Origin of the sequence: Aestuariicoccus sp. MJ-SS9, from assembly GCF_032586235.1 — a bacterium.
GTDB lineage: Bacteria > Pseudomonadota > Alphaproteobacteria > Rhodobacterales > Rhodobacteraceae > Aestuariicoccus.
The window spans coordinates 173223-193608 of record NZ_JAWHTD010000004.1; the positions used below are offsets into that span (position 1 = coordinate 173223).

The following is a 20386-nucleotide window of genomic DNA, read 5'->3' on the forward strand; positions in this document are numbered from 1 at the left end:
ATGACCATGACGACAGCCACTTTTCACGACCTCAAGGACGCCTCGGTCTTCATCACCGGGGGCGGATCGGGCATCGGTGCCGCGTTGACCGACGGGTTCCTCGCGCAGGGCGCGCGGGTGGGCTTTGTGCAGCGCTCGGACGCCACGGAATTCTGCGAGGAGATGGCCGAAAAGCATGGCCGCGCGCCGCTGTTCCTGCCTTGCGACATCACCGATATAGCCGCCCTGCGCCACGCGATGGAGGATGTCGCCAAGGCCCACGGCCCGATCACCATGCTGGTCAACAATGCCGCCAACGACAAGCGGCACGATGCGCTCGACGTCGACGAGGCGTTCTGGGACTGGTCCCAGGCGATCAACCTCAAATCCTATTTCTTTGCTTGTCAGGCGGTTATCCCGGGGATGCAGAAGGCGGGGCACGGCGCGATCGTGAACTTCAGCTCGATCAGCTACATGCTGGGCAATGCGGGCTATGCCTCTTACGCCACGGCGAACGGAGCGATCACGGCCATGACCCGCAGCCTCGCGCGGGAATTCGGCCCGGACGGGGTGCGGGTGAACGCGCTGGCGCCAGGCTGGGTGCTGACGCAAAAGCAAAAGGACATGTGGGCCTCGCCCGAGGCGCTGGCCGCGCATCTGGAACGGCAATGCCTCAAGGAACATCTGGTCGAGCAGGACGTGGTGGATGCGACTTTGTTCCTGGCCTCGAACACCAGCCGGATGATGACCGGCCAGTGCATCGCCGTGGATGGCGGTGTGGTGACCGTGGCGGCGTGATCGGAGGGGCAGGGCGATGACAACGGCGGACTGGATCGCGGTGGATTGGGGCACGACACATCTGCGGGTCTGGGCGATGGGCCCGGGCGGGCAGGTGCTGGCGCGCCACGACAGTGACGAGGGCATGGGCGCGCTTGCGCGCGACGGCTATGAACCGGCGCTTCTGCGGTTGATCGGCGAAGCTCTGCCCGAACGCGGCCGCGTGCCGGTGATCGTCTGCGGCATGGCCGGCAGCCGTCAGGGCTGGGCCGAGGCGCCCTATACGGCCGTCCCTTGCCAGCCGCCCGGCGGGGCGGACGCCCGGCAGGTGCCCACCGCCGACGCCCGGCTCGACGTGCGCATCCTGCCCGGCGTCAAACAGCCGCAGCCCGCCGACGTCATGCGCGGCGAGGAAACCCAGGTCGCGGGATTCTTGGCGCTTAACCCGAAATTCGACGGCGTGATCTGCCTGCCCGGCACCCATTCCAAATGGGTGCATGTCAGCGCGGGCGAGATCGTCAGCTTTCGCACCTTCATGACCGGCGAGCTCTTCTCGCTGCTCTCGCGCCAGTCCGTGCTGCGCCACTCGGTCGGCGAAGAGGGCTGGGACGACGCCGCTTTTGATGCCGCCGTCACGCAGGCGATGGGACGGCCCGCCGGGTTCGCGGGCGATCTTTTCGGGCTTCGGGCCGAGGCCTTGCTGACAGGGCTTGCCCCCGAAACCGCGCGCGCGCGGCTCTCGGGCCTGCTGATCGGGATGGAGCTATCGGCGGCGCGGCCCTATTGGCTGGGCCAGGCGGTGGCGATCCTGGGCGAAAGCGCGCTGGCCCGCGCCTATGCCCGCGCGCTTGAGGCGCAGGGCGTGCCGGCGACGCTGGCCGATGCGGAACGCATGACGCTGGAGGGGCTGCGCGCGGCCCACGCATCCCTGAAGGAGACCACATGAGCCGGGACATCATCGCCATTCTGCGCGGCATCACCCCGCCCGAGGCGCGCGCCATCGCAGGCGCGCTGATCGCGGCGGGCATCGACCGGATCGAGGTGCCGCTGAATTCGCCGCAGCCTTTCGACAGCATCGCCGACATGGTCGAGGCCTTCGGCGACGTCGCCACCATCGGCGCGGGCACCGTTCTGGACCCTGCGGATGTGGGGCGGCTGAGGGACATCGGCGCGCGCATGGTGGTGTCGCCCGACACCAACCAGCGCGTCATCGCCGCCACCAAGGCCGCCGGGATGGTCAGCTATCCCGGCGTCATGACCCCGACCGAGGCCTTTCTGGCGCTGCGCACCGGCGCCGACGGGATCAAGCTGTTCCCGGCCTCGCTGATCGGGCCGGAGGGGCTGAAGGCTATGGCCGCCGTGCTGCCGTCCGGGACGAAAACCTATGCGGTGGGTGGCGTGGGCCCCGAGAATTTCGCAGAATGGTTCGCGGCGGGGGCCACCGGCTTTGGCATCGGCAGCAGCCTTTACAAGCCGGGGCTGTCGGTGGCCGAGGTCGCCACCCGCGCCGCCGCCATGGTCGCGGCCTACGACAAGGGACGGGCATGAGCCATCTGATCTACTCCGACACCCGCTGCGCGCTTGGTGAAGGCGCGCTCTGGCACCCCGAACGCGGCAGCCTCTTCTGGTTCGATATCCTGGGCAAACGGCTTTACGAGCGTGACACCCACCGCCAGCACCAATGGCAGTTCGACCGCATGGTCTCGGCCGCGGGCTGGGTCGACGACCGCCGCCTTTTGATCGCCAGCGAGCGCGATCTTTTTGTCTTCGACCTGACCGACGGTACCGAGACCCATGTCCACGACCTCGAGCCCGGCAACGCCGTCACCCGTTCCAACGACGGACGCGCCGATCCCTGGGGCGGGTTCTGGATCGGGACGATGGGCAAGAACGCCGAGCCGGGGCAGGGCGCGATCTATCGCCTTTATGAGGGCCAACTGCGCATGGTCTACGACGCGCTGACCATCCCCAACGCGATCTGCTTCGCCCCCGGCGGGGCCTATGCCTATTTCACCGACACGCCCACCCGCGTGATCCGCCGGGTGTCGCTGGACGCCGAGGGCTGGCCCTCGACCGCGCCCGAGGACTGGCTTGATCTGCGGTCCGAAGGGCTGAACCCCGACGGCGCGGTGGTGGACGCGCAAGGCAACCTCTGGAACGCGCAATGGGGCGCGGGGCGGGTGGCCTGCTATAACCCCGACGGCCAGTTCCTGACCTCGGTGGGCCTTGCCGCCGGGCAGGTCAGCTGCCCGGCCTTCGGCGGGCCGGGGCTGGGCACGCTCTTTGTCACCTCCGCCGCCGACGGGGCCGGGGCGGACGACCCGCTGGCGGGGGCGACGTTCTCGGTGCCGACCGGCTTTCGCGGCCAAACCGAGGCGCGGGTGGACCTGTGAAGCGAACGCTGGGCTGCTGCTATTACCCCGAACACTGGCCGCGCGAAATCTGGGAGCAGGATGCCGCGCGCATGGCCGATCTGGGCCTGACCTGGGTGCGGATCGGAGAATTCGCCTGGTCACGGCTGGAACCCGAACCCGGCAAGCTGGAGTTCGGCTGGCTCGACGACGCGATCGAGGTGCTGGGCCGCGCCGGGCTGAAGGTCGTGCTGGGCACGCCCACCGCCACGCCGCCGCGCTGGGTGCTGGACAAACACCCCGACATGCTGGCCGTCGACGCGCAGGGCCGGCCGCGCAAGTTCGGCTCGCGCCGGCATTACTGCTTTTCGCATCAAGGCTATCTGGCCGAATGCCGCCGGATCGTGACCCTGCTGGCCGAGCGTTACGGCGACAATCCCAATGTGGCCGCCTGGCAGACGGATAACGAATACGGCTGCCACGACACGGTGATTTCCTATTCCGAGGCCGCGCTGGCCGCCTTTCAGGACTGGCTGCGCGCGCAGTTCCCGGCGGCCAACGGCGGCGACATCGGCGCGCTGAACGCGGCCTGGGGGAATGTGTTCTGGTCGATGGACTACCGCGATTTTTCCGAGATCGACCTGCCCAACCTCACCGTGACCGAGCCCAACCCGGCCCATGCGCTGGCCTTCCGGCGCTTCAGTTCGGACCAGGTGGCGGCCTTCAACCGCGCGCAGGTCGAGATCCTCCGCCGCTATTCCGACGCGCCCATCGCGCATAACTACATGGGCCGGGTGACCGAATTCGATCATTTCGCCACCGGAGCCGATCTGGATATCGCGTCGTGGGACAGCTATCCGCTGGGGTTCCTCGAGGACCGCGTCGGCGCCGATGCCGCCCGCCAGCGGCGCTATGCAAGGCAGGGCGACCCGGATTTTCAGGCCTTCCACCATGATCTTTACCGCGCGGTGGCGGCGGTGGCACCGGGCTCAGGTAGCGAAGCGGTAGCGCAATCATACCCGCGCTCAAGTAGCGAAGCGGTAGCGCAATACCCAAGACTCTGGGTGATGGAGCAGCAGCCCGGTCCGGTGAACTGGGCCCCCTACAACCCGTCGCCCTTGCCGGGCATGGTGCGGCTCTGGACGTGGGAGGCTTTTGCCCACGGGGCCGAGGCGGTGCTTTACTTCCGCTGGCGTCAGGCGCCGTTCGCACAGGAACAGCTGCACGCAGGCCTTCTGCGCCCGGACAGCGTGGCCGCACCGGGGTTCGACGAGGCCGCCGAGGTCGCCCGCGAACTGGCCGAGGCCCCCGACATCGCCCCTTGTCAGGCCCCCGTCGCGCTGATCTTCGACTACGCCGCGTGCTGGTCCTGGGAGGTGCAGCCGCAGGGGCAGGGGCTGGCCTATTTCGACCTGGTGTTCGACCATTACCGGGCGCTGCGCAGGCTGGGGCTGTCGGTCGATATCCTGGCCCCAACGGCGCGTGACTTCAGCGGCTACGGCCTGATCCTGGCGCCGGGTATGATGCATATGCCTGACGGTCTGATCGCGGCGTTGCAGGCCAGCGGGACCGAGGTGCTGATTGGCCCGCGCTCTGCCGCGCGCGATGCGCATTTCACCATCCCCGTGCCCTTGCCCCCGGCCTGGCCCGGGCTGGACGTGACCGTCAGCCGACTGCAGACCCTGCGCCCGGACATGCCTGTTCCGCTGGCGGGCGGCGGCGCGGTCAGGAACTGGCTGGAAGAAATCGAAGGAAGCGCCGAGGTCGTTCTGCGCACCGAGGACGGCGCGCCGGTGGCGATGCGCGAGGGCCCTGTGACCTACATGGGTGGCTGGGGCGACGACGCGGCGCTGGAGGCGCTGCTCGGTACGCTTTGCAACCGCGCCGGGGTGGCCACACGGCCATTGCCCGAGGGCGTGCGCCTGCGCCGGACCGGGGCAGAGCTTTTCTGGTTCAACCACAACGCCCACGCGGTCGAGACCGAGGCCGGGACCCTGCCCGCCGCCGGCGTCCTGCGCGAAAGGCTCTGAGGCCCGGGCCGCTCAGCCTTCCAGCCGGATGTCGTATTCGCCGCGGATCCGCCGCTCCGCTTCGGCGCTCAGATAGACGGGCGGCGGCGCGGCGAGGATCGCCCGGGCGCGGGCGTTGGCGCGGCTCCAGGCATCCTGCCGCCCCGCGTCCTCCCAGGCGCGGGGCGTCGCGCGGTCGGACAGGGCGGGATAGAAGTAATCGCGCTCCATCGCCGCCAGCGTCTGCGCGCCGCCCAGGAAATGACCCTCGCCCAGCACTGCCTCGACGATGGCGTCGTAGCCCAGCGTCTCCTCCGACACCTCGACCCCGCGCAGCATCCGGTAGACATGGGCCAGCATCTCGTCGTCCAGAACGAAGGCCTCGAAGGACGCGCCCAAGAGCGACGCGGTCATGCCCGCGCTTTCATAGATCAGGTTCGCGCCCGACAGCCCCGCGGCCAGCGACGACAGCGCCTTTTCCATGCCGTATTGCGCATCGGGCACCTTGGCGTCGGTCATCGACGACGCCACCCCCGACGGCAGCCCCAGCCAGCCCGTCAGCTGCGCCGAGGCCGCGTTGAGCAGGCTGATCTCGCCGCCGCCGCCCGCAAAGGCGCCGCTGCGCAGGTCGATCACCAGCGGCCAGTTGGAAAAGACCATCGGGTGGCCCGGTTTCAGCACGTTCACCATCACCAGCGAGGCCAGCGTTTCCGCATGGCTCTGCGCCAGGAACCCCGCCAGCGTCGCAGGCGCGGTGGCCCCCGATTGCGCGGCGGTGATGCACGAAAGCGGCACGCCGTGGCGGATGCATTCGAAGGTCACATCCACCGCATCCGCGCCGAACCGCATGGGCGAGATGATCGGGCTGATATGCGCCTTGAGGAAGGGGCGCGCGGCGAAGGGCACGTCCATCGTCATCTCGGCCATCCGGATGATCGGGGCGACATGTTCGGGCAGGGTAAAGGCCGTGGCGACCGGCTTGGTCGTGCCTTTGAGCAACGCAAAGGCGGTGTTGATGTCCAGCGCCTCCGGCCCCTCCATATCGGTGGCGATGCAGCAGCGCGTGAACCAGCTGACGTTGGTCAGACGGTCCTGCAGGCGGGTGAAATCGAAAAGATCGCGCAGTGTGGCGGCGCGGTAGCGGGCGGTGTCGAGGTCGAGCACCTGAACCGCCGCGCCGCCGGTGCCGAAATGCACCCGATCGCCGCCCAGCTCGATCGACCGCGCGGGGTCGCGCCCGGGATGGGTGAACCGCTTGGCGGCCAGCGCAATGGCGCGGTTGACCAGGCTTTCGGGGATGCGCATCCGGCCTCCGGCCATGCTGGCCCCGGCGGCTGTCATCGGCGCGACCAAGCGGTCTGGCACTTCGCCCATGCCCAGCTCTGAGAGCAATCGCAGCGCGGTGGCATGGATCGCCTGGCAATCGGCCTCTGACAGCGGGCGGTACTGCCCGCCGCGCTGGCCCGGCGGGCAGGGATTGAAGGTGGGCGGTGCTGCGCGTTCCGCCGTCCGCTCTTTCCGTCCGCGCCGTTTGACTCTGGTTGTCATGCCGCATCATGGGCGCGCCGCGCGGGGGCAAGGCAAGCGCAAAATGCACCCGCCGAACAATTTCCGAATTTCGCGAAGTTGCGAATTAGCGATTGACGGGGCGGCCCGTGGCAAGCCTGCTGTGCGAAGAAGGAGGATCGCCATGAAAACCCAGACCCGCGCGGTCGTCATCGGCGGCGGCATTGCCGGATGTTCGACGCTCTATCACCTGACCCGCGAAGGCTGGACCGATGTGGTGCTGGTCGAACGCGACGAGATCACCTCGGGCACCACATGGCATTCGGCGGCGCAGGTGACGAATTTCGGTATGACGCAGACGATGGTAGGGCTGAAATCTCATTCCATCCGGCTGTACAAGGAACTGGCCGAAGACCCCGAGCATCCCATCACCTACCATCACGCCGATGGCGGCATCCGCCTGGCCAACGATCCCAGGGTGATGGACGGCTATCGCCATTTCGCCAGCATGGCCAAGGGGATGGGCGTCGATTTTGAGGTCATCGACGCGGCGGAATGCGCCCGGCGGCATCCGCTTATTTCGACCGACAACCTGATCGGCGGGCTCTGGGATCCGCTGGACGGCGACATCGACCCGGCGGGGCTCTGCCACGCGCTGCTGCGCCGCGCGCGCGCCGATGGGGCCGAGGTTTACCGCCAGACCCCGGTGACCGGCCTGACCCAGCATCGCGACGACAGCTGGACGGTGCACACGCCCCGGGGCGACATCCGGACCGAGGTCATCGTGAACGCCTGCGGCTACCGCGTGAACGAGCTGGGCGCGATGATGGGGGTCGAGCATCCCGTGGCCTCGATGGAGCATCAGTATTTCATCACCGAACCTTTCGCCGAGCTTCAAGAGATGGATGAACGTGTCCCGCTACTGCGTTGTCCTATCAGCGATTTCTACTCACGGCAGGAGAAGAAAGGCCTGCTGATCGGCTTTTATGAACAGGAGTGCCGGACCTGGGGAATGGACGGGATCGACCCGGCCTTTTCCTCGGCGCTGTGCCCCGATGATGTGGACCGTGTGCTGCCCGTGCTGGAGAACGTGTTCGAGCGGATGCCGGTGCTGCAAGACGTGGGCATCAAGAGCATCGTCAACGGCCCGATCACCTATACGATGGACGGCGCGCCGCTGGTGGGGCCGATCCCGGGAAAGAGAAATGCGTTCTGCATCATAGGCTTGCGGGCCGGTCTTGGCGAAGGCGGCGGGCATGGCTGGCTTCTGGCGCAGCAGATCGTGCATGGCGAGGCCGAGCTTGACACCTGGGTTATCGACCCGCGCCGCTTTGGCCCGCACGCCAACGTCGAACTGACCGCGCTGAAGGCGATCGAGGATTACCAGAACGAGTTCCGCTTTCACTTCCCGCATGAGCACCGCCCGGCGGGCCGCCCCATGCGGACCACGCCCTTGACCGCCGTTCTGGCCGCCGAGGGCGCCGACTTCGGGATGGTCGACGGGTGGGAACGTATCGCCTACATCCGACCCGGCCCGGATTTCATCGAAACCCATGGCTACCGTTTTAAAGAGACCTTCGACGTGGTGGCCGACGAGGTGCGCGCGGTGCACGAAGGCGTCGGGCTGACCGAGGTCAACGGCTTCACCCGGTTCGAGATTACCGGCGGTGGCGCGGCGGATTGGCTGGATGCCATGACCTGCGGGCGCATTCCACGCCGCGCGGGGCGCGTGGGGCTGGCCTATCTGCTCAATCACCACGGCTGCATCAAGTCCGAGGCGACTCTGGCCTGTCTGCCCGACGGGCGCATCTGGTACGGCGCCGCCGCCGCGGCCGAGCGGCACGATATGGATTGGCTGACCCGGCACATGCCGGATGACGGGTCGGTGCGGCTGCGCAACCTCACGCGCAGCCATACGATCCTGCTGCTGGCCGGGCCGCGCGCCCGCGCGGTGCTGCAAGAGGTGGCGCGCGGCGATTGGTCGGCAGAGGCCTTCCCCTGGCTGTCGGTGCGCGAGGGCCATATCGGCCACGCGCCCGCCACGATCATGGCGGTCAGCTATTCCGGCGAGTCGGCGTTCGAGCTGCACATCCCCAACGAGAGCCTCGCGCAGGCTTGGCAGAGCCTGCGCGCGGCGGGTGCGGCGCGGGGGATGCGGCTTTTCGGGTCGTATGCGGTCGAATCGATGCGGCTGGAGAAGAGCTATCGCCACTGGAAGGCCGATCTGGTGACCGAATTCGACCCGTTCGAATCCGGGCTGGGCCGGTTCGTCGACATGCGCAAGGATTTCCTCGGCAAGGCGGCGCTGGAGGCGCGTGCGCCGCAAAGGGCCTTTGTGACGCTGCTGCTGGAGGCCGATCACGCCCCGGCGCAGGGCGGCGCGTCGATCCGGGTTGGTGGCGATGTGGTGGGCACGGTGACATCCGCCGGCTGGGGCCACCGTACGGGTCGAAATATCGCGATGGGGTTCGTCAGGCCGGAGCTTGCTGGCGTTGGCTCTGCGCTGAGCGTCGATGTGACCGGCGCGCCGGTGGCCGCGACGGTCACCGACCCGTGTCTCTTCGACCCTGAAAACCTGCGCGTCCGGGCCTGAGCCGCATCAATCGGCGGGGGCCAGCCCTGCCGCGCGGCCCAGAACCACCGCCGCCAGCAGCCCGTTGCCCGAGAGATAGCCCGCGTCGCCCGACCCCGACACCCCGCAGGCCGCGCCGCCCGCGGCGAAGAGGTTGGGGAAAGGCGTGCCGTCCTCGTGCCGCACCCGCCCGGTGCCATCGGTCTCCAACCCGCCTTGGGTGTGGAACAGTGCGCCGGTCACCCGGACGCCGCAATACGGCGCCGCAAGGCGCTGGCCGGACCAGCGACGGCCAAAGCGGTCGGCGCCTTCGGTTGGGATGCTCCCGATCTCTTCCCGCAGCACCGCGGCGGGCAGGCCGAGCGCCTCGGCCAGCGCGTCGAGCGTGTCGGCGGTTTTGACCGCGCCCTGCGCCTCGGCCTCTTGAAAATCGCGAAACTGGCGCGCCACCCCGGCGATGCGGCTGTCGAAGATCGAAAAAGCCTCGCCGCCCGGCTGGGCCAGCACGGCGCGGGCGGCCTCGGAATAGCCCTGCGCCTCGTTCCAGAAGCGCCGCCCGTCGCGGTTGACCTGCACGCCGCCCTCGGTGATCACCGCCCAGGTGATCAGGATGCCATGGGGATGCGCGACATTGCCATGCCCCTGGTAGGCCCCCAGATGCCGGGTGCGGGCCCCCAGCGCCTCACCCCAGGTCACCGCCTCGCCCCGGTTGCCGTCATGGCCGAACCAGAGCGCCCCGTCGATGTCGGGCATGTGATCGGCCACCATGCGGCGGTTGCCGCCAAAGCCGTTGCACGCAAGGATCAGCTTGGCGCAGCCGATGGTCTCGGTCCCGCCGTCCGGTCGGGTGACGGTGACGCCGGTGATCCGCCGCCCGTCGTGGTGCAGCCGGGTGGCGCGGCGTTCACAGACGATCAGGATGCCCAAGTCCTCGGCCCGGCTGCGCAGAGCGTCGATCAGGTCGGCCCCGGCGCGGCTGGGCAGGCCGTGCATGCGCCGCGCGGAATGGCCCGGATAGTCGAAATCGGTCACGACGGAAAAGGGCAGGCCGTGCCGGTCGGTCAGCCAGTCGATGACGCCCGCGCTGCCGCTCGCCAGCGCCTCGACCAAAGCGGGGTCGTTTTCGCCATGCGCCTTGCGCTGGATGTCGGCGGCGAAGGTGGCGGCGTCGTCGGTGATGCCGGCCGCCGCCTGCTGGCGCGTACCCGCCGCCGGGATCAGCCCCGCCGACAAGGCGGTCGAACCGCTTGGCACCGCGTCCGCCTCGATTACCAGCACATCCTGGCCTGCCTCTTGCGCCGCCAGTGCGGCGACCATGCCCGCCGCGCCGCCGCCGACGATCAGCGTACCGACGTCCAGGTCGAAGGTGTCGGGCGTCGGGCCGAGGTCAGGCGTCATAATCCTTGCCCTTGGCCAGCATCGCGTCGGTGCCGATCACCTCGTTGAGCCCGTTGAAATCGAACATCCGGTCGGCGAAGGGCCGGTTCGATCCGTGGGCCGCGAGGCTGCCGTAGTAATCCCGCGCGGTATGCGCCAGCGCGCGCACGATGCCGCCGGGGAAGATGGCGATGGCAAAGCCCATCTGCTGCAGATCGGCGGAGTTGTTGATCGGCGTCGCGCCGCCCTCGACCATGTTGGCCAAAAGCGGGATGCGGCCCCCGAAGGTGCGGGCGATGCGGGTCAGCTCGTCGCCGCTGCGCGGGGCCTCGACAAAGAGCACGTCGGCCCCGGCCTCGACATAGGTCTCGGCGCGGTCGATGGCGGCGTCGAAGCCTTCGACCGCGATGGCGTCGGTGCGCGCGACGATCAGCGTATCGCGGGTGCGCGCATCGGCCATGGCGCGGATCTTGCCGGCCATCTCGGCGGCGGGGATCAGCGATTTGTCCGCCAGGTGGCCGCAGCGCTTGGGATAGGTCTGATCCTCGACCTGAAGCGCCGCGGCGCCTGCGCGTTCGTACATCCGCATGGTGCGGCGCGCGTTCAGCGCGTTGCCGAAACCGGTGTCGGCGTCGATGATCACCGGCAGGCCGACGCGGTCGGCGATCAGCGCCATGGTGTCGGCCATCTCGGACGCGGTGGTCAGCCCGATATCGGGCCGGCCCAGTCGCGTGTAGGCCACCGCCGCGCCGCTGAGATAGAGCGCCTCGAACCCGGCCTCGGCGGCCAGCGAGGCGGTCAGCCCGTCATAGACGCCGGGGGCGACAAGGATCGTGCCGGATTGAAGACGGTCGCGCAGCATCAGCTTTCCTCCAGCCAGGCGGTCGCCTCGGCGCAGGTCATCTGGCTGCCGAGCGAGGCCAGCGACAGAAGCGTCGCGTCGTGCACCTCGGGGCGGAAGGCGGCGCAGCCGTCGGTCAAAAGAACGGTGTCGATGTCGCGCAGATGCGCGTCGCGCAGGGTGCTGGCGACGCCGCCGTTGGTGACGATCCCCGCGATGAGGATCGTGTCGATGCCCAGCTTGCGCAGGATGAATTCGAGCCGGGTCTGGTAGAAGGCGGAATAGGCCACCTTTTCGACGGTGTAATCGGCGGGGGCGAGGGTATCGACCAGCTGGTGGCCGAAGGCGCCGGGGCAGAAATCGCCCTTGGTCAGGAAGGGGCGGAGCTGTTGCAGATGCTCGGCGATGAGCGGCGTGCCGTCCGGGCGCGGCACCAGCGTGAACTGCGCCGAGACATAGACGCCGCCCTTGGCGCGCAGCGCATCGCGCAGCGGCGCCACGCGGTCGGGCAGGGCGGCGATAGCCTCGGACCCCTGCCCGGCGCGGCCATAGGCGCCTTCGGGGTGCAGGAAATCGTTCTGCAGATCGATCGTGACCAGCGCGCAGCGGGCCGGGTCGCGGTCATGCGCCATGCTCTGTCCTTTCCAGAATGGTGTTGCCGAAGCGGTCGACCGTCGCGCGCAGCCCGGGGTCGACCAGCACCGTGGTGTCGGGCTGTTCGAGGATTGCGGGCCCGTCGATCACCGCGCCCACCGGCAGCTCGAGCCGGCGGTAGATTGCTGTGGCGTGCCAGGCGTCGCCGAAATGGACGTCTCGTTCGCCCTTGCGGGCGGCCTCGACACTCCCGCCGGAGGGGGCGAGCGTGGCCAGATCGAATTTCGGGCGTTTGCCGATCACTGCGCTGCGCAAGTTGATCACCCGCCGCACGCCGCCGCGCAGGAGCCGCCCGTAGGTGGCATGATAGGCACTGTCGAAGGCGGCGGCGATGGCGTCGCGCGTGGGGGCCTGGACCTTGCCGTCTGTGACCGTGATCGTCAGGGGCACGTCCACCGTATGGGTCTGGCCGAGGTAGGCCATGTCGAGCGCAAAGACGGTTTCGCGCGCCTCGAACCGGCCTTTGGAGGCGTCGAGCAGGCGTTGACCCTCGTCGACGTGGGCCTGCATGTGCGCGGCCAGGGCGTCCACATCGATGTCGTCCGCCAAGGCGTTGATCGTTTGCACGAAATCCTGCCGCATATCGGCGATGACGCAGCCCATGGCGCTGGTCACGCCGGGATAGCGCGGGACGATGGCGCGGGCCAGCCCGACCTCGTCCAGCATCGCGCCGCTGTGCAGCGCGCCGCCGCCGCCGAAGGGCATGAAGGCAAAGCGTTTCGGGTCGAAGCCGCGTTCGATGCTGACCAGCCGGATGGCCCCGGCCATGCGCGCGTTGGCCACGCGCAGGATCGCCTCGGCGGCCTCGACCGCGCTCATGCCAAGGGGTTTTCCCACATGCATTTCAATGGCTTCTGCGGCGGCTTTCACGTCCAGCCGTTCGAGCTTGCCGCCGATGGGGTTGTCCGGGTCGATGCGGCCCAGCACCACGTTGGCGTCGGTCACCGTGGGGCGCGTGTTGCCCTGGCCGTAAGCCACCGGCCCCGGCGTCGAGCCCGCGCTTTCGGGGCCGATGTTGAGCAGCCCGCCCTTGTCCACCCAAGCGATCGAGCCGCCGCCCGCGCCGATGGTGGTGATCTCGATCATCGGGGTGCGCACGACCATCCCGAAGTCGATCGAGGTCTGCGGCGCCAACATCGACTTACCCCCGGCGATCAGCGCCACGTCGAACGACGTGCCGCCCATGTCACCGGTGATCACGTCCGGGAACCCGGCGGTTTCGGCGATGTAACCGGCGGCGATCACGCCCGCGGCGGGGCCGCTGAGCGCGGTGCGCACCGGCAGGCGGCAGGCGGTGTCGACGCCCATCACCCCACCGTTGGATTGCACGATCAGGAACTCGCCGCCAAAGCCATCGCCGCGCAGGGCGGTTTCCAGGCGGCCCAGATAGCCGGACACTTCGGGCTGCAGATAGGCGTTGAGGGCGGTGGTGGAAAAGCGCTCGAACTCTCTGATTTCAGGCAGGATTTCGTGGCTGGCCGAGATATGCGGATTGGGCCAGACCTCGCGCAGCGCAGCCAGCGCGCGGCGTTCGTTTTCGGGATTGGCATAGGCATGAGCGAAGAGGATGCTGACCGCCTCGCAGCCCGCCTCCAGCAGCGCGCGGGCGGCGGCGCGCACGGCGTCGAGATCGACGGGCGTGCGGATCGTGCCATCGGCGAGCGTGCGCTCGGGCACCTCAAGCCGCAGATCGCGGGGCACGACGGGGGTGAAGGCGCCCCGCAGGCCCCAGGTGCGGGGCCGGTCGCGGCGGCGCATCTCGAGCACGTCGCGCAGGCCCTGGGTGGTGATCACCCCTGTGCGTGCGCCCTTGCGTTCGAGCAAAGCGTTGGTGCCGGCGGTGGTGCCGTGCACCACCACTCCGGTCTGCGCCAGATCGCAAGTCGCCTGGGCGATGCCGTCAAGAAAGCCGCCCGACTGGTCGGGGCGGGTGGTGGGCACCTTGGCCACGGTGGCGGTGCCCTGCGCCTCGTCCAGCACGAAGACGTCCGTAAAGGTGCCGCCGACATCGACGCCGATCATCCGGCTCATTGCGCATCCTCCCGCCATTCGGGGCCATAGAGGCGGTCGGCCTCGGATTCAGTGACATATCCCAGCGCCACATCCCTTGCCGTGTCGGCGGGCGCGCGGTCTTCGGGCGGGCCGTAGCCGCCGCCGCCCGGGGTTTCGAGCAGCACGGATTGGCCTTGGCGCAGGGTGATGCCGCGCATTTTCGACGCCAGCGGGGGCTGCGCCCAGCCGTCTTCGGTCTGGTAGGAGAAGCGGTTCATCGCGGCCTCTTGCCCGCCCGCGACGCCCTTGGGGGCAAAGCGCCCGCGTTCGCCGAAAAGAAACGCCTCGGCGCCGTTTTCCTCGAGCACTTCGATCTCATAGACCGCGCCCAGCCCGCCGCGATGCTGCCCGGCCCCGGCGCTGTCGGGGCGCAGCGCCCATTGGCGGAACATCACCGGATAGGCGGCCTCGAGGATCTCCATCGGGGGGATCGTGGCGGTCGAGATCGGCGCGTTGCCGTGGTTCAGCCCGTCGCTTTCGGACGATCCGCCATGGCCGCCGCCGAAGAAGCTGAACATGACCCAGGGCTTGCCGTCCTTCTTGCGCCCGGCGATCGACAGGGCGTTGATCGTGCCATAGGCGTTGGCGACGACGCGGTCGGGCGCGGCCTGGGCCGCAGCGGCGAAGATGACGTCGATCATGCGCAGGATGGTTTCGGTATAGCCACCCACAGGGGCCGGAAACTCCGCCGAAAGCAAAGAGTTGTCGGGCACCTTTACATCAATCGGCCGCATCACCCCGGCGTTGGCGGGCAGCGCTGGAAAGACGTGTTTGATCGCGACATAGGCGGTGGCGACGGCGGTCGGAAGGGCGATGTTCACAGGCCCCGCGCAACGCGGCGCGGTGCCGGCGAAATCGAGCGTCATGCGGTCGCCCGCCACCTCGAGCGCGACGCGGATCGGCAGGGCCTCGTCGGTGATGCCGTCGTTGTCGAGGTAATCCAGCGCCTCCCAACGCCCGTCGGGCAGCGCGGTCAGTTCGGCGCGCATCAGCGCCTCGGCGCGGTCGCTGAGGGCGGTCAGCGCGTCGGTCACCGTATCGGGGCCGTATTCGCCCAGCAATTCGTCCATGCGACGCACGCCAAGATCCAGCGCGCCGAGCTGGCCGTTGAGATCGCCCTCGGCCGAAAGCGGCAGGCGGGTGTTGCGCAGCAGGATGTTGAGGATATCGCCTTGCAGCTCGCCGCCCTTCACCAGCTTGACGGGGGGCAGGACGAAGGCCTCTTGAAAGGCATCCGTGGCGCCGGGGTTGTAATTGCCCGGCACGCCGCCGCCCAGATCGTGCCAATGCCCGACCGAGGCGAGGTAGCAGAAAAGCTCTCCATCGCGGAAATAGGGGCGCACCAGACGCATGTCGTTCAGATGCGTGCCACCCATGTGGGCATCGTTGAAAATCCAGATATCCCCGTCCTTTGGCCCGCCTTCTTCATGTGCCTTTTCGATCACGGCACGCACGGCGAAGGACATAACGCCGACAAAGATCGGCAGGCCGGATTTGCCCTGCACCAGCGTGTCGCCGGTTTCGGGGTGATAGATGCCGTGGCTGGCGTCATGCGCCTCGGCGATGATGGGGTTGAAGGCGGCGCGGAAGAGCGTCGCGTCCATCTCGTCGGCGATCTGCTCCATCCGGCCGGCGAGAACCGCCAGCGTGACCGGGTCGATGCTCATGGCCGTACCTCGGCGATGTCGTTCCAGACGTCCTGGCGCAAGATCTTGCCTCCTTCCAGTTCGAATCGGTCGATGAAGCGGATGCCCTCGAACGGTGTGCCGTCGGGCCATTCGCCCGCGAGCGTGCCGTGCACAAAGACCAGCGTCGGGCCCGGCGAGGGGCAGGGTTCGACCGCGTCGATGGTCTTGCGTACGAATCGGTAGCGCGGTTTGGCCCATTCGATCAGTTCGGTCAGCCGGTGCATGGGCGGGGCGCCCGGGAAGTGCATGACGAACCCCGCGCCCAGATGCGATTCGGCGGTCGCCAGATCGCGCGCCTCCATCGCCGTCAGGTAGTCGCGGACGATGCCGGCGGGGTCGGGCAGAGCCGCGGCGCCGCTGCAGCGGGTGCGGCCGCGCATGTAATTTTCGGCTGGATAATCGTGCAGAAAGATCGTCACCGCGTCGGGCGCTGCGGGCACGACCGAGCGGACCGCGTCGGTCACGGCCTCGCAGAGCCGCGTCTTGGCCTCTGATTCGTAACCTTCGAGCAGATGGATTTCGACAACCGGCATGGCCCCTCCGTTCATATGTATTTTTTGTATGACAGATTTTTGGCTATGCAAAGCACATATTATGCGGCGTTGCAGCGGACTAATATCTTGCGTTTGAAAAAACCGCCGCTAGTCTGTGGCGCTGGTAAAGGGGAAACGTGGTGCGCGATCACGCCAAGACAAGTCTGCCAGAAGGGGGGAAGGCCCGCAGGGTCTATCTGCTGCTGCGCGACATTATCGTCGGTGGCGCGGTGACGCCCGGTTCTCTGCTTCCCGGCGAACAGAAGCTGGCGGCGCAGCATGGCGTCAGCCGGGTAACCATCCGACGCGCGCTCGAGGCGCTGGAGGCGGACGGGCTGGTCGAACGCAAGGTTGGCAGCGGTACGCTGGTGCGCGAGCCGCGCCCCGAGGGGCAGGTGATTGCCGATGTCACCACGCTGATCCCGCAACTTGTGACGCTGGGGCAGCATTCGGCGCGGCTTTTGTCGTTTTCCTACGGCGTGCCGCCAATGCCGGTGGCGCGGGCGATGGGGCTGGCGGCGGGCACGAAGGTGCAGACCGCGGTGCGCGTACGGCTGGCCGAGGAGCGGGTCTTTTCCCACCTCACCACGCATGTGCCGGAATACATCGCCAGCAATTATTCCGAAAACGATCTGGCCACGACGCCGCTCTTCCGCCTGCTGGAACGGTCGGGCGTTCAGGTCGAGGCGGCGCATCAGACCGTCACGGCAACGCTCGCCGCCCCCGATGTGGCCGAGGCGCTGGAGGTGTCGGTGGGATCGGCGCTCTTGTCGCTGACGCGGGTGGTGCGCGACGCAGAGGGGCGGGGGGTGGAATACCTGTCGGCGCTCTATCGCCCCGACCGGTTCCACCTCGAGATGGAACTGACGCGCGTCGGCGAAGGCGGGGCGCGGCACTGGGAGCCCATCGTGCGCGGCGAGGGGGCGGCATGAGCACGCTGCTCGACAAGCTCTGGGATCGGCACGAGGTGCTGCGGCGAGAGGATGGCACGTCGCTTTTGTGGGTCGACCGGCATCTGGTACACGAAGGTTCGCACCATGCCTTCGCCAAGCTGGCCGAGCGCGGCCTGCCGGTGGCGCGGCCCGATCTGACCTTTGGGGTGGCGGACCATTACGCGCCGACGCGGCGGGGTGTGGCGCAGGACCCCAGGATCGCCGACATGATCGACCGGCTGTCGGCCAATTGCGCGCGCCATGGCGTGCCGCTCTTCGGTCTGGAGGATCGGCGGCAGGGCATTGTCCATGTGATCGGGCCGGAACAGGGGCTGACCCTGCCCGGTCTGCTGATCAATTGCGGCGACAGCCACACCTCGACCCATGGCGCGTTCGGCGCGCTGGCCTTTGGCATCGGTGCGACCGAGGTGGCGCATGTGCTGGCCACGCAGACCGTGTGGCAGACCCGGCCCAGGGCGATGCGGATCACCGTCGACGGCACGCTCGGCCCGGCGGTGACGGCCAAGGATATCGCTTTGAACTGGATCGCACAGCTTGGGGCCGACGGGGCGCGCGGGCATGCGGTGGAATATGCCGGATCGGCGGTGCGCAGCCTGAGCATGGAAGGGCGCATGACGCTTTGCAACCTGTCGATCGAGGGCGGGGCGCGATTCGGAATGGTGGCCCCGGACGCGGTGACCTTCGATTATGTGAAGGGCAGGCCCTATGCGCCCGACGGCGCGGAATGGGATCGCGCGCTGGCGGATTGGGCGGCGCTGGCCAGCGATCCGGATGCGGTGTTCGACCGCGAAGTTCATTTCGACGCCGGCCAGATCGCACCGACGGTCACCTGGGGCACGAGCCCTGAACAGGCCCTGCCCATAGGCGCAACGATCCCCGATCCCGCGCGCCTGCCCGAGGGCAAGGCAGAGGCCGCACGCGCCGCGCTTGACTACATGGGGCTGACGCCGGGCCGCCCGCTGGAGGGCACGCCGGTCGATCAGGTCTTTCTGGGCTCTTGCACCAATGCGCGGATCGAGGATCTGCGCGCCGCCGCCGCCGTGCTGGCGGGCCGCCAGGCGCGGGTTCCGGGGATGGTCTCGCCCGGCTCGATGCTGGTCAAACGCCAGGCCGAGGACGAAGGCCTCGACCGGATCTTCACCGCCGCGGGGCTGGAATGGGTCGCCTCGGGCTGTTCGATGTGCGTCGGCATGAACGGCGATCTGGTGGCGCCGGGCAAGCGCTGCGCCTCGTCCACCAACCGAAATTTCCGCGGCCGTCAGGGGCAGGGCGCGCGCACACATCTGATGTCGCCCGCCATGGTCGCCGCCGCCGCGGTGACCGGCACGCTGACAGATGTGCGCCCGCTTTTGCAGGGGCGGGCCGCGTGATGGCGGGCTGGACGCGGCATAAGGGGCAAGCCGTGGCGTTGCCCATCGACAATATCGACACCGATCAGTTGATCCCGGCGCGCTTCATGTCGACACCGCGCAGCGAAGGTTACGGCCGCTTTCTGTTGCACGATCAGGACGCCGCGCGCGCGGCGCTCGACGCAGCCCCCGGGGCAAGCATCCTGATCGCCGGGCGCAACTTCGGCTCGGGCTCGTCGCGCGAGGCGGCGGTCTATGCGCTGGCCGATGCGGGCTTTCGCGCCGTCATCGCGCCCAGCTTCGGCGATATCTTCGCGGGCAATGCCGTCAATAACGGCCTTTGCCCGGCGCGGGTCGAGGACATCGCGCCGCTGCTGCGCGCGCTCGAGACCGGCGATAAGGCGGAGATCGACCTCGAGGCGCAGATTGTGACCCTGGGGGACACTGCCGTGCCCTTCGACATTGCGCCGGTCTGGAAGACCAAGCTGATCAATGGCTGGGACGATATCGACATGACCCGCGCCTATGACACTCAGATTGCGGCCTTTGCGGCCGCCCGTCCGCACTGGACACAACCCAAGACCGAACCGCGCGCTGGGAGCGGCGCGGACACTTAACCAAGGGGAGACGACCAAATGAAGATGACCACATTGGGTGGGATTGTTGCGGGATCGGTGGCCTGGGCCAGCATCGCCGCGGCCGAGGACACCGTGACCGCCGTGCACGCATTCCCGGAGACGCTGATCTATACGCAGTCCTTTCTGGATTTCGTAAACAAGGTTAACGAACGCGGCGAAGGCGTGGTGCAGATCGAAGTGCGCGGCGGCCCCGAGGCCATCGGCATGTTCCAGCAGCCCGACGCGGTGCGTGACGGGATCGTCGACATGGTTTATACGCCCGGTTCGTTCTATGCCGGTGCGCTGCCTGAAAAGGACGCTCTGGTGGCCTCGAACCTGACCGCCATCGAAACCCGCGCGAACGGCGGGATCGAACTGATCGACCAGATCCACCAGGAAAAGATGGGGGTGAAATACCTCGGCTGGTTCGATTCGGGCGTTTGCTACAACCTCTGGACTCGCAACGAGCCGACCTTTGACGCTGATGGTAATCTCGAGGTCGAGGGGCTCAAGCTGCGCGGCAACGCGGTCTATAACGCGTTCTTTACCGAATATCTGGGCGCGCAGGTGATCGACCTGCCCACGACCGACGTCTATTCGGCGCTGGAGCGCGGGGTGGTGGACGCCACCGGCTGGACCCAGATCGGGCTGATCGACCTCAAGTGGAACGAGTTCCTGAACTACCGCATCGCGCCGTGCTTCTTCTCGACCGACCTTGGGGTGATCGTGAACCTCGACAAGTGGGAGAGCCTTAGCGACGAGTCGCGCGCGATCCTGCAGGAGGTCGCCATCGAGCACGAGCGCGAAAGCGTCGAGAAGCTGCGCGCCAAGCGTGACGCGGATTTCGCCGCGCTGGCCGAGCAGGGCATGATCGAGGTGTCGCTGGAGGGCGAGGCCAAGGCTAACTATCTGGCCGCCGCCCGCGAAAAGACCTGGGAGCGGATGAAAGGCCTTATGGCCGAGCACCCGATGGGCACCGCCAATTACGACACGCTGATCGGTCTTTTCTACGACCCGGAGGCGGACAGCTGAGCCTGCATGTTTGCACTGAGGTTTCGGATCGGCTTTGCCGATCCGATCCGTGCGAGGGGTGCTACCCCTCGCGCTCCCCGGAGTATTTTTGCCAAG

At 68.1% G+C, this 20386-nt stretch carries 17 protein-coding genes; 10 read left to right on the forward strand and 7 right to left on the reverse strand.

The features are described 5' to 3' along the window. Genes RXV88_RS05040 through RXV88_RS05060 form a run of 5 tightly spaced genes read left to right on the forward strand, consistent with a single transcriptional unit; the run spans position 1 to position 5137 of the window. A complete protein-coding gene (locus tag RXV88_RS05040; protein WP_410468799.1) occupies positions 1-777 on the forward strand; it encodes an SDR family NAD(P)-dependent oxidoreductase in 777 nt (258 codons plus the stop codon). Between the two features lie 16 nt (positions 778-793). Continuing rightward, positions 794-1702 (forward strand): 2-dehydro-3-deoxygalactonokinase, encoded by a 909-nt coding sequence (locus tag RXV88_RS05045; protein WP_316291014.1) that lies wholly within the window; start codon positions 794-796, stop codon positions 1700-1702. Beyond that, positions 1699-2304, forward strand: coding sequence for a 2-dehydro-3-deoxy-6-phosphogalactonate aldolase (locus RXV88_RS05050; RefSeq protein ID WP_316291015.1), 606 nt, complete (start codon positions 1699-1701; stop codon positions 2302-2304). The genes RXV88_RS05045 and RXV88_RS05050 overlap by 4 nt, the downstream gene beginning before the upstream one ends. Then, a complete protein-coding gene (locus RXV88_RS05055; RefSeq protein WP_316291016.1) occupies positions 2301-3149 on the forward strand; it encodes an SMP-30/gluconolactonase/LRE family protein in 849 nt (282 codons plus the stop codon). The genes RXV88_RS05050 and RXV88_RS05055 overlap by 4 nt, the downstream gene beginning before the upstream one ends. Further along, positions 3146-5137, forward strand: coding sequence for a beta-galactosidase (locus RXV88_RS05060; protein ID WP_316291017.1), 1992 nt, complete (start codon positions 3146-3148; stop codon positions 5135-5137). Before RXV88_RS05055 ends, RXV88_RS05060 begins: the two co-directional genes overlap by 4 nt. Before the next feature lie 12 nt (positions 5138-5149). Here the strand turns inward: RXV88_RS05060 and RXV88_RS05065 are convergent, their stop codons facing one another. Next, positions 5150-6664 carry a trimethylamine methyltransferase family protein gene (locus RXV88_RS05065; RefSeq protein ID WP_316291018.1) on the reverse strand — a complete coding sequence of 505 codons (1515 nt, stop codon included), beginning with the start codon at positions 6662-6664 and terminating at the stop codon, positions 5150-5152. A 142-nt stretch (positions 6665-6806) separates the two neighbouring features. Between RXV88_RS05065 and RXV88_RS05070 the strand changes: the two genes are divergently transcribed. Continuing rightward, positions 6807-9215 carry an FAD-dependent oxidoreductase gene (locus RXV88_RS05070; RefSeq protein WP_316291019.1) on the forward strand — a complete coding sequence of 803 codons (2409 nt, stop codon included), beginning with the start codon at positions 6807-6809 and terminating at the stop codon, positions 9213-9215. 6 nt (positions 9216-9221) lie between these two features. On the opposite strand, the gene RXV88_RS05075 is transcribed toward RXV88_RS05070, so the two are convergent. From RXV88_RS05075 to RXV88_RS05100, 6 genes are read right to left on the reverse strand one after another with little or no spacing between them, the layout of a single operon-like run. Next, positions 9222-10592 (reverse strand): FAD-dependent oxidoreductase, encoded by a 1371-nt coding sequence (locus tag RXV88_RS05075; protein WP_316291020.1) that lies wholly within the window; start codon positions 10590-10592, stop codon positions 9222-9224. Continuing rightward, positions 10582-11436: an oxaloacetate decarboxylase gene (locus RXV88_RS05080; RefSeq protein WP_316291053.1), complete on the reverse strand. Its 855-nt coding sequence runs from the start codon at positions 11434-11436 to the stop codon at positions 10582-10584. The genes RXV88_RS05075 and RXV88_RS05080 overlap by 11 nt, the downstream gene beginning before the upstream one ends. Further along, positions 11433-12044: a cysteine hydrolase gene (locus RXV88_RS05085; protein ID WP_316291021.1), complete on the reverse strand. Its 612-nt coding sequence runs from the start codon at positions 12042-12044 to the stop codon at positions 11433-11435. The genes RXV88_RS05080 and RXV88_RS05085 overlap by 4 nt, the downstream gene beginning before the upstream one ends. Next, on the reverse strand, positions 12034-14097 hold the full coding sequence (locus RXV88_RS05090; RefSeq protein WP_316291022.1) for a hydantoinase/oxoprolinase family protein: 2064 nt from the start codon (positions 14095-14097) through the stop codon (positions 12034-12036). Before RXV88_RS05090 ends, RXV88_RS05085 begins: the two co-directional genes overlap by 11 nt. Continuing rightward, positions 14094-15785: a hydantoinase B/oxoprolinase family protein gene (locus RXV88_RS05095; protein ID WP_316291023.1), complete on the reverse strand. Its 1692-nt coding sequence runs from the start codon at positions 15783-15785 to the stop codon at positions 14094-14096. Before RXV88_RS05095 ends, RXV88_RS05090 begins: the two co-directional genes overlap by 4 nt. Beyond that, a complete protein-coding gene (locus tag RXV88_RS05100; protein ID WP_316291024.1) occupies positions 15782-16339 on the reverse strand; it encodes a tautomerase family protein in 558 nt (185 codons plus the stop codon). The genes RXV88_RS05095 and RXV88_RS05100 overlap by 4 nt, the downstream gene beginning before the upstream one ends. Before the next feature lie 140 nt (positions 16340-16479). On the opposite strand from RXV88_RS05100, the gene RXV88_RS05105 reads away from it, so the two are divergent. The 4 genes from RXV88_RS05105 to dctP are packed head-to-tail and all read left to right on the forward strand — an operon-like array spanning position 16480 to position 20290. Then, complete coding sequence (locus RXV88_RS05105) at positions 16480-17271, forward strand: GntR family transcriptional regulator (protein WP_316291025.1); 792 nt, start codon at positions 16480-16482, stop codon at positions 17269-17271. After that, a complete protein-coding gene (leuC, locus tag RXV88_RS05110; protein WP_316291026.1) occupies positions 17268-18662 on the forward strand; it encodes a 3-isopropylmalate dehydratase large subunit in 1395 nt (464 codons plus the stop codon). Before RXV88_RS05105 ends, leuC begins: the two co-directional genes overlap by 4 nt. Next, on the forward strand, positions 18662-19258 hold the full coding sequence (leuD, locus tag RXV88_RS05115; protein ID WP_316291027.1) for a 3-isopropylmalate dehydratase small subunit: 597 nt from the start codon (positions 18662-18664) through the stop codon (positions 19256-19258). Before leuC ends, leuD begins: the two co-directional genes overlap by 1 nt. 18 nt (positions 19259-19276) lie before the next feature. Next, positions 19277-20290, forward strand: coding sequence for a TRAP transporter substrate-binding protein DctP (gene dctP, locus RXV88_RS05120; protein ID WP_316291028.1), 1014 nt, complete (start codon positions 19277-19279; stop codon positions 20288-20290). Positions 20291-20386 lie beyond the last annotated feature (96 nt).

Bases quoted from the DNA above. Each gene is read 5' to 3' on its own strand.
- RXV88_RS05040 (WP_410468799.1), top strand. From the start codon at position 1: ATGACCATGACGACAGCCACTTTTCACGACCTCAAGGACGCCTCGGTC.
- RXV88_RS05045 (WP_316291014.1), top strand. From the start codon at position 794: ATGACAACGGCGGACTGGATCGCGGTGGATTGGGGCACGACACATCTG.
- RXV88_RS05050 (WP_316291015.1), top strand. From the start codon at position 1,699: ATGAGCCGGGACATCATCGCCATTCTGCGCGGCATCACCCCGCCCGAG.
- RXV88_RS05055 (WP_316291016.1), top strand. From the start codon at position 2,301: ATGAGCCATCTGATCTACTCCGACACCCGCTGCGCGCTTGGTGAAGGC.
- RXV88_RS05065 (WP_316291018.1), bottom strand. From the start codon at position 6,664: ATGACAACCAGAGTCAAACGGCGCGGACGGAAAGAGCGGACGGCGGAA.
- RXV88_RS05070 (WP_316291019.1), top strand. From the start codon at position 6,807: ATGAAAACCCAGACCCGCGCGGTCGTCATCGGCGGCGGCATTGCCGGA.
- RXV88_RS05075 (WP_316291020.1), bottom strand. From the start codon at position 10,592: ATGACGCCTGACCTCGGCCCGACGCCCGACACCTTCGACCTGGACGTC.
- RXV88_RS05085 (WP_316291021.1), bottom strand. From the start codon at position 12,044: ATGGCGCATGACCGCGACCCGGCCCGCTGCGCGCTGGTCACGATCGAT.
- RXV88_RS05090 (WP_316291022.1), bottom strand. From the start codon at position 14,097: ATGAGCCGGATGATCGGCGTCGATGTCGGCGGCACCTTTACGGACGTC.
- RXV88_RS05095 (WP_316291023.1), bottom strand. From the start codon at position 15,785: ATGAGCATCGACCCGGTCACGCTGGCGGTTCTCGCCGGCCGGATGGAG.
- RXV88_RS05100 (WP_316291024.1), bottom strand. From the start codon at position 16,339: ATGCCGGTTGTCGAAATCCATCTGCTCGAAGGTTACGAATCAGAGGCC.
- leuC (WP_316291026.1), top strand. From the start codon at position 17,268: ATGAGCACGCTGCTCGACAAGCTCTGGGATCGGCACGAGGTGCTGCGG.
- leuD (WP_316291027.1), top strand. From the start codon at position 18,662: ATGGCGGGCTGGACGCGGCATAAGGGGCAAGCCGTGGCGTTGCCCATC.
- dctP (WP_316291028.1), top strand. From the start codon at position 19,277: ATGAAGATGACCACATTGGGTGGGATTGTTGCGGGATCGGTGGCCTGG.